The organism is Streptomyces sp. 17_S59 (assembly GCF_056930295.1).
The window spans coordinates 1,812,919-1,831,597 of record NZ_JBXOWD010000001.1 but is presented as its reverse complement, the minus strand read 5'-3'; the positions used below and the strand labels follow the sequence as shown (position 1 = coordinate 1,831,597).

Annotated in this window: 17 protein-coding genes; 9 read left to right on the top strand and 8 right to left on the bottom strand. The window is 72.2% G+C overall.

The features are described 5' to 3' along the window. Positions 1–11: 11 nt before the first annotated feature. Complete coding sequence (locus tag AC1Z4A_RS07960; protein ID WP_483677152.1) at positions 12–242, top strand: hypothetical protein; 231 nt, start codon at positions 12–14, stop codon at positions 240–242. A 40-nt stretch (positions 243–282) separates the two neighbouring features. Here AC1Z4A_RS07960 and AC1Z4A_RS07955 read toward each other — a convergent pair whose 3' ends face one another. Then, entirely contained in the window at positions 283–1,611 is a 1,329-nt protein-coding gene (locus tag AC1Z4A_RS07955; protein WP_483677150.1) for an MFS transporter, read from the bottom strand. A gap of 158 nt (positions 1,612–1,769) precedes the next feature. Next, complete coding sequence (locus AC1Z4A_RS07950; RefSeq protein WP_483677149.1) at positions 1,770–2,417, bottom strand: hypothetical protein; 648 nt, start codon at positions 2,415–2,417, stop codon at positions 1,770–1,772. Between the two features lie 131 nt (positions 2,418–2,548). Here AC1Z4A_RS07950 and npdG point away from each other — a divergent pair, with 131 nt between their 5' ends. Next, positions 2,549–3,253, top strand: coding sequence for an NADPH-dependent F420 reductase (npdG, locus tag AC1Z4A_RS07945; RefSeq protein ID WP_483677148.1), 705 nt, complete (start codon positions 2,549–2,551; stop codon positions 3,251–3,253). A gap of 76 nt (positions 3,254–3,329) precedes the next feature. After that, a complete protein-coding gene (locus AC1Z4A_RS07940) occupies positions 3,330–3,542 on the top strand; it encodes a hypothetical protein (protein ID WP_483677147.1) in 213 nt (70 codons plus the stop codon). A 62-nt stretch (positions 3,543–3,604) separates the two neighbouring features. Here AC1Z4A_RS07940 and AC1Z4A_RS07935 read toward each other — a convergent pair whose 3' ends face one another. Next, the gene (locus tag AC1Z4A_RS07935; protein ID WP_483677146.1) at positions 3,605–4,414 is read right to left on the bottom strand and encodes a site-2 protease family protein; all 810 of its coding nucleotides are present in this window, start codon (positions 4,412–4,414) and stop codon (positions 3,605–3,607) included. Between the two features lie 207 nt (positions 4,415–4,621). On the opposite strand from AC1Z4A_RS07935, the gene AC1Z4A_RS07930 reads away from it, so the two are divergent. Continuing rightward, on the top strand, positions 4,622–8,020 hold the full coding sequence (locus AC1Z4A_RS07930) for an AfsR/SARP family transcriptional regulator (protein WP_483677145.1): 3,399 nt from the start codon (positions 4,622–4,624) through the stop codon (positions 8,018–8,020). A gap of 52 nt (positions 8,021–8,072) precedes the next feature. On the opposite strand, the gene AC1Z4A_RS07925 is transcribed toward AC1Z4A_RS07930, so the two are convergent. The 3 genes from AC1Z4A_RS07925 to panB all read right to left on the bottom strand — a co-directional run bounded on the left by AC1Z4A_RS07925 (position 8,073) and on the right by panB (position 11,072). Beyond that, positions 8,073–8,918, bottom strand: coding sequence for an ABC transporter permease (locus AC1Z4A_RS07925; protein ID WP_483677144.1), 846 nt, complete (start codon positions 8,916–8,918; stop codon positions 8,073–8,075). Beyond that, on the bottom strand, positions 8,915–9,937 hold the full coding sequence (locus AC1Z4A_RS07920) for an ATP-binding cassette domain-containing protein (RefSeq protein WP_483677143.1): 1,023 nt from the start codon (positions 9,935–9,937) through the stop codon (positions 8,915–8,917). The genes AC1Z4A_RS07925 and AC1Z4A_RS07920 overlap by 4 nt, the downstream gene beginning before the upstream one ends. A gap of 256 nt (positions 9,938–10,193) precedes the next feature. Beyond that, the gene (panB, locus tag AC1Z4A_RS07915; protein WP_483677142.1) at positions 10,194–11,072 is read right to left on the bottom strand and encodes a 3-methyl-2-oxobutanoate hydroxymethyltransferase; all 879 of its coding nucleotides are present in this window, start codon (positions 11,070–11,072) and stop codon (positions 10,194–10,196) included. 175 nt (positions 11,073–11,247) lie between these two features. Here panB and AC1Z4A_RS07910 point away from each other — a divergent pair, with 175 nt between their 5' ends. The 5 genes from AC1Z4A_RS07910 to AC1Z4A_RS07890 all read left to right on the top strand — a co-directional run bounded on the left by AC1Z4A_RS07910 (position 11,248) and on the right by AC1Z4A_RS07890 (position 16,340). Further along, positions 11,248–12,864, top strand: a complete 1,617-nt coding sequence (locus tag AC1Z4A_RS07910) for an MFS transporter (protein ID WP_483677141.1) — start codon at positions 11,248–11,250, stop codon at positions 12,862–12,864. Next, positions 12,861–13,550: a TetR/AcrR family transcriptional regulator gene (locus AC1Z4A_RS07905; RefSeq protein ID WP_483677140.1), complete on the top strand. Its 690-nt coding sequence runs from the start codon at positions 12,861–12,863 to the stop codon at positions 13,548–13,550. Before AC1Z4A_RS07910 ends, AC1Z4A_RS07905 begins: the two co-directional genes overlap by 4 nt. A gap of 271 nt (positions 13,551–13,821) precedes the next feature. After that, the gene (locus tag AC1Z4A_RS07900; protein ID WP_483677139.1) at positions 13,822–14,853 is read left to right on the top strand and encodes an endonuclease/exonuclease/phosphatase family protein; all 1,032 of its coding nucleotides are present in this window, start codon (positions 13,822–13,824) and stop codon (positions 14,851–14,853) included. 61 nt (positions 14,854–14,914) lie between these two features. Beyond that, the gene (locus AC1Z4A_RS07895; protein WP_483677138.1) at positions 14,915–16,141 is read left to right on the top strand and encodes an MFS transporter; all 1,227 of its coding nucleotides are present in this window, start codon (positions 14,915–14,917) and stop codon (positions 16,139–16,141) included. Beyond that, positions 16,098–16,340, top strand: a complete 243-nt coding sequence (locus tag AC1Z4A_RS07890; protein ID WP_483677137.1) for a DUF2277 domain-containing protein — start codon at positions 16,098–16,100, stop codon at positions 16,338–16,340. Before AC1Z4A_RS07895 ends, AC1Z4A_RS07890 begins: the two co-directional genes overlap by 44 nt. Positions 16,341–16,364: 24 nt before the next feature. Here AC1Z4A_RS07890 and AC1Z4A_RS07885 read toward each other — a convergent pair whose 3' ends face one another. Beyond that, on the bottom strand, positions 16,365–17,942 hold the full coding sequence (locus AC1Z4A_RS07885) for a S1 family peptidase (RefSeq protein WP_483677136.1): 1,578 nt from the start codon (positions 17,940–17,942) through the stop codon (positions 16,365–16,367). A gap of 75 nt (positions 17,943–18,017) precedes the next feature. Further along, positions 18,018–18,506, bottom strand: coding sequence for a hypothetical protein (locus tag AC1Z4A_RS07880; protein WP_483677135.1), 489 nt, complete (start codon positions 18,504–18,506; stop codon positions 18,018–18,020). Positions 18,507–18,679: the final 173 nt, after the last annotated feature.

Here is an 18,679-nt window from a genome sequence, read left to right as displayed (position 1 = left end):
AGGAGAGGGCTGTGGCGCTGTTCAAGAGGCGTACCGCGGGCAAGCCGGGCGAGTGGTACTACTGCCTGAAGCACGGCACGGTCGAGGAGGGGCCGGAGTGCCGGGCGGCCGACCGCATGGGGCCGTATGCGACGCGTGAGGAGGCGGGGCACGCGATGGAGACGGCGCGGGAGAGGAACGAGGCCTGGCGGGAGGATCCGCGGTGGAAGGACGAGGAAGAGGGCGAGGGTAAGGAGGGCTGAGGCGGTTCGGGACCGCCCGGCGCTCCGGGAGGAGGCGGCGCTACGCCGCCTCCGTCACCTCCGTCGTCGTTCGCGCTGCGCGCATCCGTACCGCGTGTTCGTTCGTCCGCTGGTCGTACGACATCAGCTTGGGCAGCGTCAGTGCCAGCAGGCCCACCGATGCCACGCAGGCCAGGCCGCCCGCCCACACCGACGTGCGGACGTTCGTCAGCGAGGCCATGCCGCCCGAGCGGACCTGGCCCAGCTGCGGGCCCACCGAGTACGAGAGCACCTCGATGCCCGCCAGGCGGCCGCGCAGCTCGTCGGGGATCGTCTGGTCCCAGATCGCCGAGCGGAACAGGCCGCTCACCGTGTCGCAGCCGCCCGCCACGGCCAGGAACAGCAGCACCAGCCAGACGTTGTGCATCCAGCCCGCCACCGCCATGGCCAGGCCCCAGCCGAGCGCGGCGACGACCACCATCCGGCCGTGCCGGTTGATGCGCGACACCCAGCCGCTGGTCAGGGTCACCGTCAGCGAGCCGACCGCACCGGCCCCGTACATCAAACCGAGCGCCCAGGGCGCGTCCAGGTCCTCGGCGAGGAAGGGGAAGATCGCGTTGGGGAAGGCGAAGAACATCGCCGCCAGGTCGACCGCGTACGTCCCCAGCAGCTCCTTGCGGCCCCACGCATAGCGCGCGCCCTCCAGGATGCCGCGCAGCGACGGCTTCTCGGCGTCCTTCGAGGCGGGGGAAGGGGCGAGCCGCACGGTCAGGGCGATGGAGATCACGAAGGAGGCGATGTCCAGCGAGTACGCCAGCGGGAGCCCGGCGAAGGCGATGACCAGGCCGGCCAGGGACGGTCCCGCGATGGCCCCCGCCTGCCAGCGCAGGGAGTTCAGGGCGATGGCGGCGGGCAGCTGCTCGTGCGCGACGATGCGCGGCACGATGGCGTGCAGCGCCGGGCGCTGGAGCCCGGTCAGGGCGCTGGTCAGTGCGGCCACCACATACAGCGGCCAGATCATGGGGTGCGGCAGGACCGTGTTGAGCAGGAGGATGCCGCTCAGGACCGCCAGGCCCGCCTCGGTCCACAGGATCAGATTGCGGCGGTCGAGCGCGTCGGCGAGGGCGCCGCCGTAGAGGCCGAAGACGATCAGCGGTACGAGTTCGACGGCGCCGACCGCACCGACGGCGAGCGCCGAGCCGGTCAGCTCCTTGAGCTGCAGCGGTACCGCGACGATGGTCAGGAAGCTGCCGAAGACCGTCACCAGGCCCGCCAGCCACATGCGCCGGAAGTCCGGCGAGGAGTGCCAGGGGGTCAGATCCGGCAGCAGCGCGCGCAGCCGGGACGTGCGGGGGGCAGGGGGAGAGGGAGGGGGATGGTGATCGGTCACGGGGAACCATGGTCCGGGCCGGGGGCGTGGCGCGGCAAACGATTTTCCGGGGCCGGGGCCGGGGCCGGGCCAGAGCCGGGCTTCCGCCTGCCGGGCGACACGTCCGGCCCCCGGGGCGCGGTTGCCGCAAAGCCCGGGCCCGCTCGCGGGCCCCTCGCTCACCAGCGGTTCGGCACCGGTGCCGTCAGCTGGTCCGCCAGTCGCGACAGGCGGTCGCGGAAGCGGCGGTGGCCGCGCGGGACCGGCAGGCCGTTCTCCCCGGCGGCCGCGCTCACCAGGTGCTGGACCGTGTCCAGGTCCACGGCCGCCGAATCCGGCACGACCAGCGCGTCATGGGCGAGCGAGAGCATCTCCGAATGATCTGAGTGCTCCGAGTGCTCCGGGTGCGCCGCGCCGGGCGCGTCGCCGCCGTCCAGCGCCAGTACCGTCGCCCCGCCGCGCCGGGCGTCGTGCACCCGCTCCAGCAGCCCCGCCCCGGCCTGCCCCTCCGTCACCACCAGCAGCGTCTCCCCGCGCCGGGCCGCCTCCAGCCGGCCCAGCCCCGTCGCCAGGTGCGGCGGGGCGCCGGGCGGGACCCGGTGCCGGACGAGCGTGGGGGACAGCTCCGGCAGCCCGGCCCAGGCCGCCTCGTCCTCCAGGTGCGCGGCCAGGTGCCAGGGCTCGTACTCCGCCGTGCCCACCAGGAGCAGCCCCCCGCCGTGCGCCCCGACCGAGGTCCGCAGCGCCCCGGCGAACCTCCGGGTGGCCTGCAGCCACTCCGTTCCGGCGAGCACCTCGCGCAGCAGTGCGACCCGTACGGCGTCCATGACCGCATGCTGCCCCAACCGCCGCTGGCAAAAGCGCAGTTGCGGTGCGCCTCACCCGTTCGGGCGCGGGGCCCCGCGGGGCTCGCACACCCGGGGTCAGGGGGCGGAACGGGCGTGACAGTATCGCTGTCATGACTACTTCTGATGAGGCGAAGAAGGCTCCCGCGAAGGACCCTTGGGACCTTCCCGACGTTTCCGGCCTGGTGGTCGGCGTGCTCGGCGGCACCGGGGACCAGGGGCGCGGCCTCGCCTATCGGCTGGCCAAGGCCGGCCAGCGGGTGATCATCGGCTCCCGGGCCGCCGAGCGCGCCGAGGCCGCGGCCGCCGAGCTGGGGCTGGGCATCGAGGGCCACGACAACGCCGAGTGCGCGCGGCGCAGCGACATCGTGATCGTCGCCGTGCCGTGGGAGGGCCACGCCAAGACGCTCGAGTCGCTGCGTGAGGAGCTGGCCGGGAAGCTCGTCGTCGACTGCGTCAACCCGCTCGGCTTCGACAAGCAGGGCGCCTACGCGCTCAAGCCGGAGGAGGGCAGCGCCGCCCAGCAGGCCGCCGCCCTGCTGCCGGACTCGCGGGTCACGGCCGCCTTCCACCACCTGTCCGCCGTGCTGCTCTCCGACCCGGAGATCGCGGAGATCGACACCGATGTGATGGTCCTGGGCGAGAAGCGGGCCGACACCGACGTCGTGCAGGCGCTGGCCGGCCGCATCCCCGGCATGCGCGGCGTCTACGCGGGCCGGCTGCGCAACGCCCACCAGGTGGAGTCCATGGTCGCCAACCTGATCTCCATGAACCGCCGCTACAAGGCGCACGCGGGCCTGCGCGTCACCGACGTCTGACCGCTCGGGGGCATGGGGGACAATGACCGGGATCGTACGCACATGCGCCCCCGGACACCGGACAGGAGCCGCCCCCATGCCCCGTCTCGCCATCTACGCCTTTGTCGTCTGCGCCCTCGCGACGGCGGCCGCCGTCGTCTCCTTCGCGCGGGGCAGCTGGCTCGGTGCGGTGTGGATCCTGCTCGTGGGCGTCTCGTCCAACATCGCCTGGTACTACATCCGCAAGCAGAAGAACGACCGGGCTGCCGCGGCCGCTGCCGCCGGGCAGGGCGGCGGCGCGGCGGGCTGAGGCCGGTCGGCCGGGGCTTTTACGGCGCCGGTCAGCTGGCGCCGGTCAGCTGGCGCCGGTCGTCAGCCGACGTTGACCGTGTTCAGCGGCGGTATGTCCGGCGTGCCGCGCCAGAACTCGAACAGCTCGCGGCCCCAGTAGGTGTCCCACTCGGTCACGCCCAGGGTCCGCAGGATCGCGTTGATCATGTCGAAGAAGGCGTGGTTCACCTCGGGGATCCGCAGGAAGCCGAAGACCGCGAGCAGACCGATCCACGCGTACGGCGCCAGCTGGCGGCGCACGTTGTACGGCAGCCAGGGCTCGATGATGCCGAAGCCGTCCAGGCCCGGGATGGGCAGCAGGTTCAGCAGCACGGCGGTCACCTCGAGCAGGACCATGAAGGCGAGCGCGTAACGGAAGTTGTCCGGCGCCCCGTCCATCACGCCCAGCCAGAACGGGGCGCTGACCACGGCCGCGAACACCAGGTTCGTCAGCGGGCCCGCCGCCGAGACCAGGCTCTGCTTCCAGCGGCTGCGGATGCGGTGCTGCTCGATGAAGACCGCGCCGCCGGGCAGGCCGATGCCGCCCATGATCACGAAGATCACCGGCAGCACGATGCTGAGCAGGGCGTGGGTGTAGAGGAGCGGGTTGAGGGTGAGGTACCCCTTGGCCCCGACCGTGATGTCACCGCCGTGCAGGGCGGTGCGGGCGTGCCCGTACTCGTGGAGGCAGAGCGAGACGATCCAGCCCGAGGTCACGAACAGGAACACGGCGAAGCCGGGGCTCGCCGAGAAATCGGTCCACACCGCCCATATGGAGACCGCCATGATGGCGACGAGGGCGAGGAATACGGGGCTTATGCGCCGTTCGCCGCGGGTCGCGGTGAATGACATTTCTGTGTGCTCCTGGTGTCGGGTGGGGCCAGTGGATCCCGGCGGATCTCAGTGGCGGGTGGATATGGGTGGGACTGCCGGGGCGGGCCCCGGGCGTACGAACGTACCGGGCGACGGTACTTCGTCGGCCTCGGGGAGACGAAGAGGCGTAGCGGGCGGCCGTTGCGGGATGTTCTGGCCCGAGGGCGGCCGGGGGACAATGGGCCGATGCGTTACGGCATCCTCGGCTCCACACAGGCGTTCTCCGACGACGGCCGGCCCCTGGCCCCCGGCGGGGCCCGGCTGCGCGCGCTGCTGGCCGCGCTCGCGCTGCACCCCGGGCGGGTCCGCGGGGTGGACGCGCTGATCGACGACGTCTGGGACGGCGAGCCGCCCGCGGACGCGGTGGGTGCGCTCCAGGCGCTGGTGGGGCGGCTGCGGCGGGCCCTCGGGCCCGGGGCGGTGGCCTCCGAGGCCGGCGGCTACCGGCTGTGCGCCGAGCCCGACGACGTCGACCTGCACCGCTTCGAGCGGCTCGCGGACGAGGGCGAGCGGGCGCTCGCGGACGGCGACCCCGCGAAGGCGGCGGGCCTCCTCGACGACGCGCTCGCGCTGTGGCGCGGGCGGCCCCTCGCGGACCTGCCGGGCGGCTCCGCCTATGCGGTGCGGCCCGAGGCCCGGCACTTCGCCGCGCGGCGGGCACGGCTGGCGGCGGGCCTGGCCCTGGGTCATGTGGATCAGGTCCTTCCGGACCTGGCCGGGCTGTGTGACGCCCATCCGCTCGACGAGCCGCTGCAGGCCCTGCGGCTGCGGGCGCTGCGGGCGGCGGGGCGGTCGGCGGAGGCGCTGGCCGCGTACGAGTCGATTCGCGCGATGCTTGCGGAGCGGCTGGGGGCGGATCCGGGGGCGGAGCTGAGGGCGCTCCACGCGGAGCTGCTGGCGCCGGGGGCGGGTTCGGCACCGCCGGTCTCCCCGGCGGGGGGTGCGCGCCGTCGCGGCGGGGATCAGCCATCGGCTGCGTTCCCGGCGGTGCCGGACCGGCCCCGGCCGCCCGTCACCCCACCCCGCGGCAACCTGCGCGCCCGCCTCACCTCCTTCGTCGGTCGCGAGGACGATCTCGCCCTCATCCGTGCCGATCTCGCCGCCCACCGGCTCGTCACGCTGCTCGGACCCGGCGGTGCCGGGAAGACGCGGCTGTCGCAGGAGGCCGCCGAGGCCGCCGCCTCGGCCGACGGGGCCTGGCCCGACGGGGTGTGGTTCGCGGAGCTGGCTCCTGTCGACGATCCCGCCACCGTGCCCGAAGCCGTCCTCACCGCACTCGGCGCCCGCGAGACCGTGGTGCGCGCCACCGCCGCCGAGGGGCTGCGGGCGGCCACCGACGCCACCGCCTCCGACCCGCTGGCGCGGCTCGCCGAGCACTGCGCGCCGCGCCGCATGCTGCTCGTACTCGACAACTGCGAGCACGTCATCGACGCGGCGGCCGGTCTCGCCGAGACCCTCCTCGCGCAGTGCCCCGGCATCACCGTGCTCGCCACGAGCCGCGAACCGCTCGCCGTGCCAGGCGAGTTGGTGCGTCCCGTGGAGCCGCTGCCCGACCCCGTCGCGCTGCGGCTGCTCGCCGACCGGGGCGCGGCGGCACGGCCCGGCTTCCGGATCGACGACGACCCCGAGGCGTGCGCCGAGATCTGCCGCCGCCTGGACGGCCTGCCGCTCGCCATCGAACTGGCCGCGGCCCGGCTGCGGATGCTCACCCCCCGCGGCCTCGCCGACCGCCTCGACGACCGCTTCCGCCTGCTGACCTCCGGCAGCCGGACCGTCCTGCCGCGCCAGCAGACCCTGCGGGCCGTGGTCGACTGGTCCTGGGACCTGCTGGACGAGCCAGAACGGGCCGTGCTGCGCAGGCTGTCCGTCTTCTCGGGCGGCAGCGACCTGGCGGTCGCCGAGAAGGTGTGTGCCGACGGCAGGAACGACGGCACGTCCGTCGCTGCAGCGGACGTGGCCGCCCTGCTCGGCTCCCTCGTCGACAAGTCCCTCGTGGTCGCCGCCCCCGCGGGCGACGGCGAGATGCGCTATCGCCTGCTGGAGACCGTCGGCGAGTACGCCGCTGAGCGCCTGGACGAGTCCGGCGAGCGGGCGGCCACGGAGCGGCGCCACCTGGTGGCCTACCGGGAACTGGCCCGCACCGCCGACCCGTTGCTGCGCGGCCCCGAGCAGCACGCGTGGCTGGACCGGCTGGAGCTGGAGCACGACAACCTCCGCTCCGCGCTCCGGCACGCCGTCGCCGCCGGGGACGAGCAGGAGGCGCTGTGCCTGGTGCTCTCCCTGAACTGGTTCTGGCAGCTCAGGGACCATGGCGCGGACGCCCGCAGCTGGTCGCGGGCCGTCGCCGAGCTGGGCCCGGACCCCTTCGCCGAGCCCGTGACCCCGGCCCCGCCGCTGCTGGTCTCGTGCACGGAGCAGCCGCCGCCGATGCCGCCGGACCTGCTGGAGGAGGCACGGCGCGGGGTCCGGCTGGTCGGGCTCTCCAACATGGAGTCCGACATGCGGATAGTCGAGACCCCGGAGATGCAGCACCTGCTGCGGGGCATCGTCACCGCCTACGGCGACGGGCAGCCGCAGAACTGCCGCATTCCCGGCATGATGTGGTTCTACGCACGGCTCCTGACGGGCGAGATCCGCCAGCTCTTCGATCTCGTCGACACCGCCGTGGAGCGCTGCCGCAGCTTCGGCTTCGACTGGGAGCTGGCCAACGCGCTCCAGCTGCGCGCCAAGCTGTTCAACGACAGCGTGGACAGAATGGAGCAGGGCGTCCTGGACGCCGACGAGAGCCTGGAGATCTTCCGTGGCCTGGGCGACTCCTGGGGCGTGGCCGAGGCGCTGTCCGGCCGCGCCGAGGCCCGCGAGCGCAGCGGTGACTACGCCGCCGCGGCGGAGGACTACCGGGAGGCCATCCAACGCGTCGCGGAGCTGGGCTCCACCGGGCAGGTGCCCCTGCTCCAGGCCCGGCTCACGGACGTGCTCATGGAGAGCGGGGCGATCGGCCTGGCCGAGGCAGAGCGGATGATCCGCGAAGCGCTCTCGGACAGCGAGCGTCTCAACGGCGACGCCGCCACCTTCGCCCGCATCCAGCTCGGCCTGATCGTCGGCCGGTCCGGTGACGTCGCCCAGGCGAAGGAGATCTTCGAGGAACTCGCGGCCGTCTTCGACGACCGCTCCATTGCCGTGTTCGAGGGCATGATGAGCGGCCTGCTCGCCTGGACCGACGTCCTCGACGGACGGCCGCGGGACGCCCTGCCGAAGGTCCGCCGGGCGCTGTCGAAGGGCCACGACCCGATCTCGGAGCTGGTCGCGCCGCAGCTGGAGGCGGTGCAACTGCTCCAGGGCGCCCACGCTTACGCCGTGCTGGGCGAGGAGCCGGGCGGCGAGGAACACGCGCGGAAGGCGGCCCTGCTGCTGGGCGCCTGCGCGGCGCTGCGCCCGGCCGGCTTCAACGTCACCTCGATGGAGCGCGAGATCCGGGACCGGTCGGCGGCCCGGGCCTCGGCGGTGCTGGGCGCCAAGGCGTACGAGCTCGCATACGCCGAGGGCGCTCGCCTCTCCCCTGCGGAGGCGACCGCCCTCGTCTGACGTGCCCGGGGCCGCCGGCCCCGGCTCCCCGTTCCCCTTGCCCCCTCGGACCTCAGGTCTTCTTGCGGAACTTGGAGATGGCCAGGGGTGCCGTCACCAGCGTGATGGCCGCCGACCAGGCCAGCGTCATCCACACCGAGTGGGCCACGGCGCCGCCGTTGATGAGGGCGCGGGAGGCGTCGGCCAGGTTGGACAGCGGGTTGTACTTGGTGAAGCCCTCCAGCCAGCCCGGCATGTTCGTGGTCGGGGCGAAGATGGAGCTGCCGAACTGAAGCGGCATCAGCACGATCATCGCCATCCCCTGCACGGCCTGGGCACTGCGCATCGTCAGCCCCAGCAGGATGAAGATCCACATCAGCGAGGCGCCGAAGATCATGGCCAGCGCGACCGCGCCGAGCAGGTGGAACACGGACGTGCTGACGGTCAGCCCCAGCAGCAGGCCCATGACCAGCAGGATCGTCACCGCCACCAGCATCCGGCCGACCTCGACCACGATCTTCGCGATGAGGACCGAGGACCGGGCTATCGGCATGGTGCGGAAGCGGTCCATCACCCCCTTCTTGAAGTCGTCGTTGACGCCCGTGCCGACGGCCATGGAGATGTTCATGCCCATCATCGCCATGAGGCCGGGGACCAGGTAGTTGATGTAGTCGTGCTCGTTGCCCTTGCCGGCGATCGAGCCGCCGAAGACATAGGTGAACAGGAGGATGAAGATGACCGGCATGAGCACCGCGTCGAACATCGACTCCGGGTCCGCCTTGATCTGCAACAGGTTGCGGCGCGCCAGCGCGCCGATGTGCCGCAGGTTGGCCCGCAGGCCGATCCGGCCCTCGTCGGCCGCTGCCGCTGCCGCGTTGGCGGGCGTCTGCTGCTTCGGGTATGCCGTTGCCGCGCTCATGCCGCGACCTCCTCGAGTGCGTCGGTGGGTTCCGCTGCCGCGGGGGCGGACGACTTCTGGCCGGTGACGGCCAGGAACACCTCGTCCAGGCTGGGCAGATGGGTGCTGATCCCGGAGATCCGGAACCCGCGCTCCGAGAGCAGCCCGACCACGGCGGTGAGCTGGTCGTCGCTGACGATCGGTACGTTGACCAGGCCCTCCGCCTCGTCGGCCGTGGCACCGGCGATGCCGTCCAGGCCCGCCTGGGCGATCGCGCCGACCATGCGGGCCAGCTCGCCGCGGTCCGCCGGGCGGATCTGCAGGGTGCGCCCGCCGACCTTGGCCTTCAGCTCGTCGACCCGGCCGCCGGCGATCACCCGGCCCCGGTCGATCACGGTCAGCTCGTCGGCCAGCTGCTCGGCCTCCTCCATGTACTGCGTGGTGAGCAGGACGGTGCTGCCCTCGCCGACCATCCGCTGGACCTCGGCCCACACCTCGTTGCGGGTGCGCGGGTCGAGGCCGGTCGTGGGCTCGTCCAGGTAGAGCACGGCCGGGCGGCCGATCATGGAGGCGGCGAGGTCGAGCCGGCGCCGCATGCCGCCGGAGTACTGCATGGCGGGGCGCTTGGCGGCCTCGGTGAGCGAGAAGCGCTCCAGCATCTCGTCGGCCCGCCGCCAGGCCTCCTTGCGGGAGAGATCGAGGAGCCGCCCGATCATGTAGAGGTTCTCGCGCCCGGCGAGCTTCTCGTCGACGGAGGCGTACTGCCCCGTCAGTCCGATCACGCGGCGCAGCTGGCGAGGCTGCGTCAGCACGTCGTAGCCCGCGACGCGGGCGGTGCCGGCGTCGGGCCGGACCAGGGTGGACAGGCACCGCACGAGGGTGGTCTTGCCGGCGCCGTTGGGGCCGAGGACGCCGAGGACGGTGCCTTCGGGGACGTCGAGGTCGACGCCGTCGAGGGCTTTGGTGTTGCCGAAGTGTTTGACCAGGCCCCGGACTTCTACGGCGTTGCCGCGGGGGGTGGGGGTGTTGATTCGCGTCATGCCGCTTACGGTGTCAGCGGCTGCCGACAGGGGGCCGACGTGGCTGCCGCCCCACCGACAGACGGCCGACAGGCCGCCGACAGGGGGGCGGGTGGCCTTTTCCCCAGTCCCGCCCCTTCCCGAAACCGGGGGCGGGGGACAAATCCAGCCCGTCCGGCGTTTGAGGACACCGCGCGGAGCGCGGTCCGGGGTCTGGGGCGCAGCCCCAGTTTCGGGAAGGGGCGGGGTGGGGAAAGAACCACCCCGCCCCCACCGCCTAGTGGAACGCGTGCTCCTTCGCCGGGTACGCCCCGCTCACCACGTCCTCCGCGAACGCCTTCGCCGCGCCCCCGAGCGTCTCGCGCAGCTGCGCGTACTGCTTCACGAAGCGCGGCAGACGGCCCGCCGTCATGCCCGCCATGTCCGTCCACACCAGCACCTGCGCATCGCACTCCACCCCCGCGCCGATCCCCACCGTCGGGATGTGCAGCATGCGCGTCACCTCGGCCGCCAGCTCCGCCGGGACCAGTTCCAGGACGACCGCGAAGGCGCCCGCGTCCTGGACGGCCTTGGCGTCGCGGAGCAGCTGCTGGGCCGCCTCCTCGCCGCGGCCCTGCACCGGGTAGCCGCCGTAGGCGTTGACGGACTGCGGGGTGAGGCCGATGTGGGCCATGACCGGGATGCCGGACTGCACCAGCAGCTCGATCTGGTGGGCCGAGCGCTCGCCGCCCTCCAGCTTCACCGCGCCGACGCCGGCCTCCTTCACCAGCCGGGTGGCGCTGCGGAGCGCCTGTACCGCGCCCTCCTGGTACGAGCCGAAGGGCAGGTCGCCGACGATCAGGGCGCGCTTGGTGCCCCGTACGACGGCGGCCGAGAGGATCGTGATCTCGTCCATGGTCACCGGGACCGTGGACTCGTAGCCGAGGTGGCAGTTGCCCATCGAGTCGCCCACGAGCATGACGGGTATGCCCGCCTCGTCGAAGACGGAAGCGGTCATCGCGTCGTAGGCGGTGAGCATGGGCCACTTCTCACCGCGCTCCTTGGCGGCGGCGATGTCGCGGACGGTGATGCGCCGGGAACTCGTACCGCCGTACAGCGCCTTGCTGCTCTGCTGGCTGCTCTGGCTGCTGTCGGGGGTCTTCAAGGCATGCGTCATTGCCGTGGCTCCTGTGTTCTGTCGTCTCGAGGCGCCCTGACGGCGTCCCCGGATCACCTCCATGCTTGCACGGCCCGTCCGGGCGGGGAAGTGACCCCCCGGCCCCCGTTCGACCAGTCGTTCAAAAAATCCGATACGAGACGGGTTCGTATCGAAATAGGCTTAGGCTGTGCCCATGGCAACTCCGATAGCTCCACCGCGCAAGGTGCCCGAGGCCGTGCACCGCAGGCGGTGGGCGATCCTGACCGTCCTGCTGTTCAGCCTGCTGATCGTCGTCCTGGACAACTCCATCCTCAACGTGGCGATGAAGACGATCGCCACGCCGGCCCCGACCGGCCTGGGGGCCACCCAGAGCGAGCTGGAGTGGGCGATCAACTCCTACACGCTGGTGTTCGCCGGAATACTGTTCACCGCCGGACTGCTGGGCGACCGGCTCGGCCGCAAGAAGGTCCTGCTCTTCGGCATGACCGTCTTCGGCATCGGCTCGGTGCTCTCCGCGCTGGCGGGCTCGCCCACCGAGCTGATCGCCTTCCGCGCGGTCATGGGCTTCGGCGGCGCCTTCGTGATGCCCACCACGCTGGCGATCATCATGAACGTCTTCGAGCGGGACGAGCAGCCCAAGGCCATCGGCATCTGGGCCGGCGCGGTCGGGCTCGCCATCGCCATCGGGCCGATCACCGGCGGCATCCTGCTGGACCACTTCTGGTGGGGCTCGGTCTTCCTCGTCAACGTGCCCATCGTGATCACCGCCATGACGGCGATGGCGATCCTGGTCCCCAACTCCAGAGACCCCAAGCCCGGCCGGCTCGACCCGGTCGGCGTGCTGCTGTCCGTCGTCGGGCTCGTCCTGCTGGTCTACGGCATCATCAAGGGCGGGCAGCTCGCCGACTTCACCGAGCCCGAGGTCTTCGGCACGGCCGGCGGCGGCCTGCTGGTGCTGGTCCTCTTCGTGCTGCACGAGCGGCGCAGCGACCACCCGGCCCTGGACGTGCGGTACTTCCGCAACCCGGCGTTCTCCGCCGCCGTCTCCTCCATCGCCCTGGTGTTCTTCGCCCTGATGGGCGTGACCTTCTTCACCGTCTTCTACACCCAGAGCGTGCGCGGCTACAGCCCGCTGCAGAGCGGGATGCTCCTGCTGCCGATCGCCGTCTCCCAGATGTTCTTCGCGCCGCGCGCCCGCCTCGTCGTCGAGAAGTTCGGGGCGCGGGCCGTGTGCACCTGCGGCATGCTGCTCGTCTCCTGCACCATGGCCGGTCTGACGCTGATGGGGCGGGACACCCCCATCTGGGTCCTGGAGGTGCTGTTCTTCTTCCAGGGCGCCGCGATGGCGCACATCATGCCGCCCGCCACCGTCTCGATCATGCAGTCCCTGCCGCGCGAGAAGGCGGGCTCCGGCTCCGCCGTGAACAACACCTTCCGGCAGATCGGCGGTGCGCTCGGCGTGGCCGTGCTCGGCTCGGTGCTCTCCACCACCTACCGCGACGGGATCTCCGGCCGGCTCGACGCCGTGCCGGGCCTGACGGGGGAGGCCCGGCATGTCGCCGGGGAGTCCGTCGAGGCCACCCTGGTCGTCGCCCGGCGGCTCGGCCCGGCGGGCCAGGGCCTCGTCGGCCCTGCCAAGGACGCCTTCATCCACGCCATGCACGTCACCGTCCTCTGCGCCTCCTCCGTCGCGGTGCTCGGCGCCGTCGTCGTCGCGCTCTTCCTGCCGGGCAGGGGCGGGGCGGGAGCCGGAGCGGGCTCGGCCCGGCCGGGGGCCGAGCGGCAGCAGGCGGCGGGAGCGGGCAAGTGAGCGCGGCGGGGTGCGGGGCGCGGGCCGGAGCGGCCGCCCCGGCCGCGAGCGCAGTCGCCGGCGGGGCGGACGGGCGGCGCGGGCGGCCCCGCAGCGCCGCCGTCGACGCGACCGTCGTCGAGACCGTGCTGCGGCTGCTCGAGGAGGGCGCCACCGCGGGCGAGCTGTCCATGGAGCGGATAGCCCGCGAGGCGGGCGTCGGCAAGGCGACCGTCTACCGCCGCTGGGCGGACCAGGAGGCGCTCATGCTCGACGTGCTGCGCTCCGTGGAGGAGACCGCGCCCGAGCCGGCCGGGCTCTCGGTGCGGGACGACCTCGTGACCCTGCTTCAGTTCGTACGCCGCCGCGTCCTCGCCAAGCGCTCGTCCGCCGTGATGCGCACGGTCATCGCCCAGGTGCAGAGCCGGCCGAAGCTCTGGCGGGAGTACCACGACACCGTCGTCGCGGCCCGCCGCCAGGCCTTCTTCGACGTGCTGCGGCGCGGCGCGGTCACCGGCGAGATCCGCGCCGGGCTGGACGTCGAGCTGCTCACCGATCTGCTGGTGAGCCCGATGCTCTCCCGGGTCATGCTCCACGAGTGGCGGGAGCTGCCCGAGGAGCTGGTCGAGCAGATCGTCGACACCGTGCTGGACGGAGTGCGGCCGGCGGGCGGCGTACGCCCGGTGGGCGGCCCTTCCGGCGGCTGATCGCCGGCCGGCCGCGCACGTCTCCGCGCACGTCTCCGCGCATGTCTCCGGGCACGTCTCCGCGCCCGCGGTCCGATTGTGCCCGTTGTGTCACAGCTCCCCGTCACGGCCTCCGCGCAGGAACCCGCGCCCGCCGGACGCACGTCCTCCACCCCGACACCCCCGCCAGGGGCGTCCGGTAAGCCCCGCCGCCCGTTGGTGATCAACACGACCGTTGATCGCCTATCGTCTGGTGGCGGGGGCGGAGCACACGAAGCAGTGAGGACAGCCGATGCCGCAGGCGCACATGGAGGAGACGGGTCTCGAGGGAGCCGCTCCGGAGCGGACCGGCTCCGGAGCCCGGCACTTCCTCGGCCGGTGGCAGGGAACGGGCCGGTGGCAGAGCCCCGGCATCTGGCGGCGCGGCATCGTCATCGCGGTGCTCGCGGCGCTGCTGGGCCTGCTGATGCTGCTGCATACCCACCTGCCCAACCGGGTCGGCAACCTCGGCAGCCTCACAGAGACGTTTCTGCCGTGGCTGGGGCTCTTCGTCCCGGTGCTGCTGGTCCTCGCCGTGCTCCGCCGCTCCGCGACCGCCCTGATCGCGCTGCTCCTGCCAGGCATCGTCTGGGTCAACCTCTTCGGCGGCCTGATCAGCGACAAGTCCGGCAAGGGCGGCAACTTCACGGTCGCCACCCACAACGTCAACGCCGAGAACCCCGACCCCGCCGCCACCGCCAGGGCGGTCGCCGCCTCCGGCGCGGACGTCGTGGCCCTGGAGGAGCTGAGCGACGCCTCCCGCTACGAGCGGGCGATGGCGGGCGCGTACAAGTACCACTCCGTGCAGGGCACCGTCGGCGTGTGGAGCAAGTACCCGCTGAGCGACGCCCGCCCCGTCGACATCAAGATGGGCTGGACCCGGGCGCTGCGCGCCACCGTCGAGACCCCGCAGGGCCCGGTGGCCGTCTACGTCGCCCACCTGCCCTCGGTGCGCGTGAAGTTCAACGCCGGCTTCACCGCCGGGCAGCGCGACAACAGCGCGGCCGCGCTCGGCCAGGCCATCGCCCACGAGTCCGTACGGAAGGTCGTCCTCCTCGGCGACCTCAACGGCACCATGAACGACCGCTCGCTCGCGCCCGTCACCTCGCAGCTGCGCTCGGCACAGGGCGCGGCGGGCGACGGCTTCGGCTTCAGCTGGCCCGCGAGCTTCCCGATGGCGCGCATCGACCAGATCATGGTGCGCGGCATGGACCCCGTCTCGGCATGGACCCTGCCCAAGACCCCGAGCGATCACCTGCCGGTCGCCGCCCGGATGAAGATCTGACGCCCTCGGACACGCCCTAAGCTGGAAGGCTGCCTCGTACACCCTTCCGAAAGGCCCTCTCATGCCCCTGGCGCTGCTGGCGCTCGCCGTCTCCGCCTTCGGCATCGGAACCACCGAGTTCGTGATGATGGGCCTGCTGCCCAACGTCGCCGACGACCTCGGAACCTCCGTACCCACCGCCGGTCACCTCGTCTCGGCCTACGCCCTCGGCGTGGTGGTCGGCGCCCCGCTGCTCGCCGCCCTGGGCGCGCGCCTCCCGCGCAAGCGGATGCTCGTGCTGCTCATGGCCCTCTTCACGGTCGGCAACCTCGCCTCGGCGGTGGCCCCCGACTTCGAGCTGCTCCTCGCGGGCCGGGTGCTCGCCGGGCTGCCGCACGGGGCGTTCTTCGGCGTGGGGTCGGTCGTCGCCGCCCGGCTGGTGAGCGAGGGCCGCCAGGCCAGGGCGGTCGCGACGATGTTCCTGGGCCTCACCGTCGCCAACGTCGTCGGCGTCCCCACCGCCACGCTCCTCGGCCAGCACCTCGGCTGGCGCGCCACCTTCCTGGTGGTGACGGGCATCGGGCTGGTGGCCATGGCCGCCCTCGCCCTCCTCGTCCCGCACATACCCCGGGAGCAGGGCGGGGGACTGGGCAGGGAGCTGCGCGCCCTGGGCGGCCGGCAGGTGCTGCTCGCGCTGCTCACCGCGGTCTTCGGCTTCGCCGGCGTCTTCGCGGTCTACAGCTATCTCGCGTCGATGAGCACCCAGGTCACCGGCTTCTCCGAGACCTCCGTGACGTTCGTGCTCGCCCTCTTCGGCACCGGCATGACCCTCGGCGCCCTCGCCGCCGGCCCCCTGACCGACCGGGCGCTGCGCCCCACCCTGTACGGCTCGCTGGCCGCGCTCGCGGTGGTCCTGCTGCTCTTCGACTTCACCGTGCACGTGAAGTGGGCGGCGCTGGTGACGGTCGTGCTGCTGGGTGCGGTGGGCTTCATGACGACCACTCCGCTGCAGATGCTGGTCATGCGCAAGGCCAGGCAGGCCCCGACCCTGGCGGCCGCCTCCAACCACTCGGCCTTCAACCTCGCCAACGCGGGCGGCGCCTGGCTGGGCGGCGCCGCCATCGCGGAGGGCTGGGGCTGGACGTCGCCCACGCTGGTGGGCGCGGTCCTGGCGATGGCGGGGCTGGCGATCGCGGCGGTGGCGGGGGCGCTGGACCGCGGGGAGGAAGAGGGCTCGCGGGTGGTCGCGGGTGCACACTTGGAGCATGTGCCGGAGCATCAAGACGCTGAGGCCGCCCGTCAGGCCTGAGGCGGGCGAGGAGGACATCCGGGCGGCGGCGCTGCAGTACGTGCGGAAGGTGTCGGGCTTCCACGCCCCGGCCGAGCACAACCGGGCCGTCTTCGAGCAGGCCGTCGACGAGGTCGCGGAGGCGACGGGGCGGCTGCTGGAGGGGCTGGTGGTGCGCGGACGGCGCGATGCCCCCACCGCCGGGTCGTCCCGGGAGTGAGGGCATCGTCGTGAGGGGCGTGCGTCAGCCGATGAGCTGGATCTCGTCGTGGGTGCCGGAGGCGTCCACGTCGACGTAGTAGCTCAGGTTGCCGTCGGCCCAGCGGACGAGGAGGTCTTCCTTGCCGCTGCGTCCGAAGGAGCCGGCCGTCACGGTCTTGGCGGACTTCCAGGACGAGCCGTCCGCGCGGAGGCTGGTGCTGCCGTGGAAGCCGGTCGTGTCGAGGCCGGGGAAGAGGTCGGCCTTGCCGTTCCTGGTGCGGATGATCAGATCGTCCGTGCCCTTGCCGGTGAACTGGCCGGAGGTGATCTGAGCGTCGACCCGGGTCTTGTCCGACCCGGTCAGCTGGGTCTCCTTGGAGACGCCGAAGGCGTCGGTGTCGGAGTACATGGAAGTCGAGCCGTCGGCCCACAGGACGACCAGGTCGTTGCGCCTGTACTTGTCGGTGTGACGGCCGGCTGCGATGGAGCGGGCGTACTTCCAGCTGTTGCTGTATGCCAGCGTGGTCTCGTAGTGGACGCCGTACGTGTCGACCTCGTTGTAGGTCGAGAGCTTGCCGGTGTTCCAGCGGACGGTGAGCCCGTCGTGGCCGGAAGGGCTGGCCTGGGTGCTGGTGATGGCCTCGGCGTTCTTCCAGTAGCTGCCCGGAAGAGCAATCTTGTACTCGTTCATGAACGGGTACTTGGGGTCCTGCTTGCCGGAGCTCTCGAAGATGCTGGCAGAGCCGTCGGCCCAGACGACGAAGAGGTCCGAGCGCTCACCGTCGAGCGAGGCGAAGTGGCCCGGGACGACATGGACCGCGTCCTTCCAGTTCACCCGGGACAGGACGTTGCGGGAGGCGACGGCCTGGATCCAGCCGGCGATGTCGTCGACGCGGGTCTCCGACGCGGTCCGGCGCTTCTCGGACTCGTCCGTGCCGAAGCAGCCGGCCTGGCCGGAGGTGCTGTGGATGCCGTACAGCTGGGCGTAGTCCTGTTCGTACGTGAAGACCGGGCCGCCCGTGTCGCCCTGGCACACGGCGGCGTCAGGGGACACGCCGTCGAGGCGCAGGGTGGTGGCGGTCGTCGAGCCGACCTTGAAGTCGGCGGAGTGCAGGCGGTCGGGAACCCACTCGTCCTTGGTCCGGCCGTAGCCGGTCGCCCGCAGGGTCTTGTTCGGCAGCGGCAGTTCGTACCCGAGGGCGTCCACCGGCTTGACGTTGGTGACCGGCTGCGCCAGCCGGGCCATCACCAGGTCGCGGTCCTCGCGCGGGACCAGCTCGACGACGTCCACGACCGTGCCGCTGTCCTCACGGCCGAGGTCGGTACGGCCGATGGTGGCAGTCGTCTTCCACTTCGGTGCGCCCGGGGCGACCTTGAAACCCTTTGCCGGGTCCTCGGTGAAGCAGCTGGCGGCCGTGATCAGCCACTCCTGCTGGACGAGGGCGCCGGAGCAGCTGCGCCTGCCGTCGTCGATGTCGAGCTTCGCCGTGAAGGCGTAGGCGCCGTCGGCAGCCGGTTCACCGACGACGGCGTGCGCCGGAACACTGGTCAGCAGGCTTGCCGCGACGGCGGAAACGGCAAGTCCGGTCATCCACGCGGCGCGCGGACGGATGGCAGTCATGCGGTTGTTCCTCCAGGGCCCCTTGTGTCACGGGGCCCGAGTAGTGAGCGTGCCTGGAACGCGAGCGCGGTGGCGTCAGAACTGGAGCGCCAGCAGCTCGGCGGGCTCGCCCCAGACCGGCTCACCGACGGCCTTGGCATCGTTCTTGGGCACGTTGACCATGCCGGTGGGGCCACCGACGGAGGCCCAGATCTCGCGGTCCCCGGCACCGATCATGAGCACGTCGGGGATGTCCAGGGAGAGGTAGCCCTTCTTGGCGCTCTTGCTGACCTTGAAGCAGATCTTGCCCTGGTTGACGTCGTCGCGCTTCTTCGTGATGACGGTGATGTCGCTGGCGGCCTTGCAGTCGGCCAGCAGGATGTGCCCGTCACCGCTGTAGAGCTTGATGCCGCGCTCCTTGAGGATCTTCGCGGCGCCCGGGTACTCGAACGTCTCGACCGCGGAGGGCAGCGTGTCGCCCTGCTGGTCGGGCGTGCCCGCGGCGATGCCGGGAGCAGCGGCCCCCAGAACGATGGAAGCGGCACCGAGGCCGCTGAAGAAAAGTGTGCGCGTACGCGAAATCAACGCGAATCCCCCGATTCGGTATGCATATAGCCATATGTGATGGCGGTCCGGGCAAACCTACCACGGAGTTCCGCTTCGTACGGCTGGCCCCCTGATGGGCCGTGAAGTGCGGAGTGGCCGGGATGTCCGGGCGAGTTGGGCGCCGAGAACGCACTGAGCGGGCCGCTCGGAGC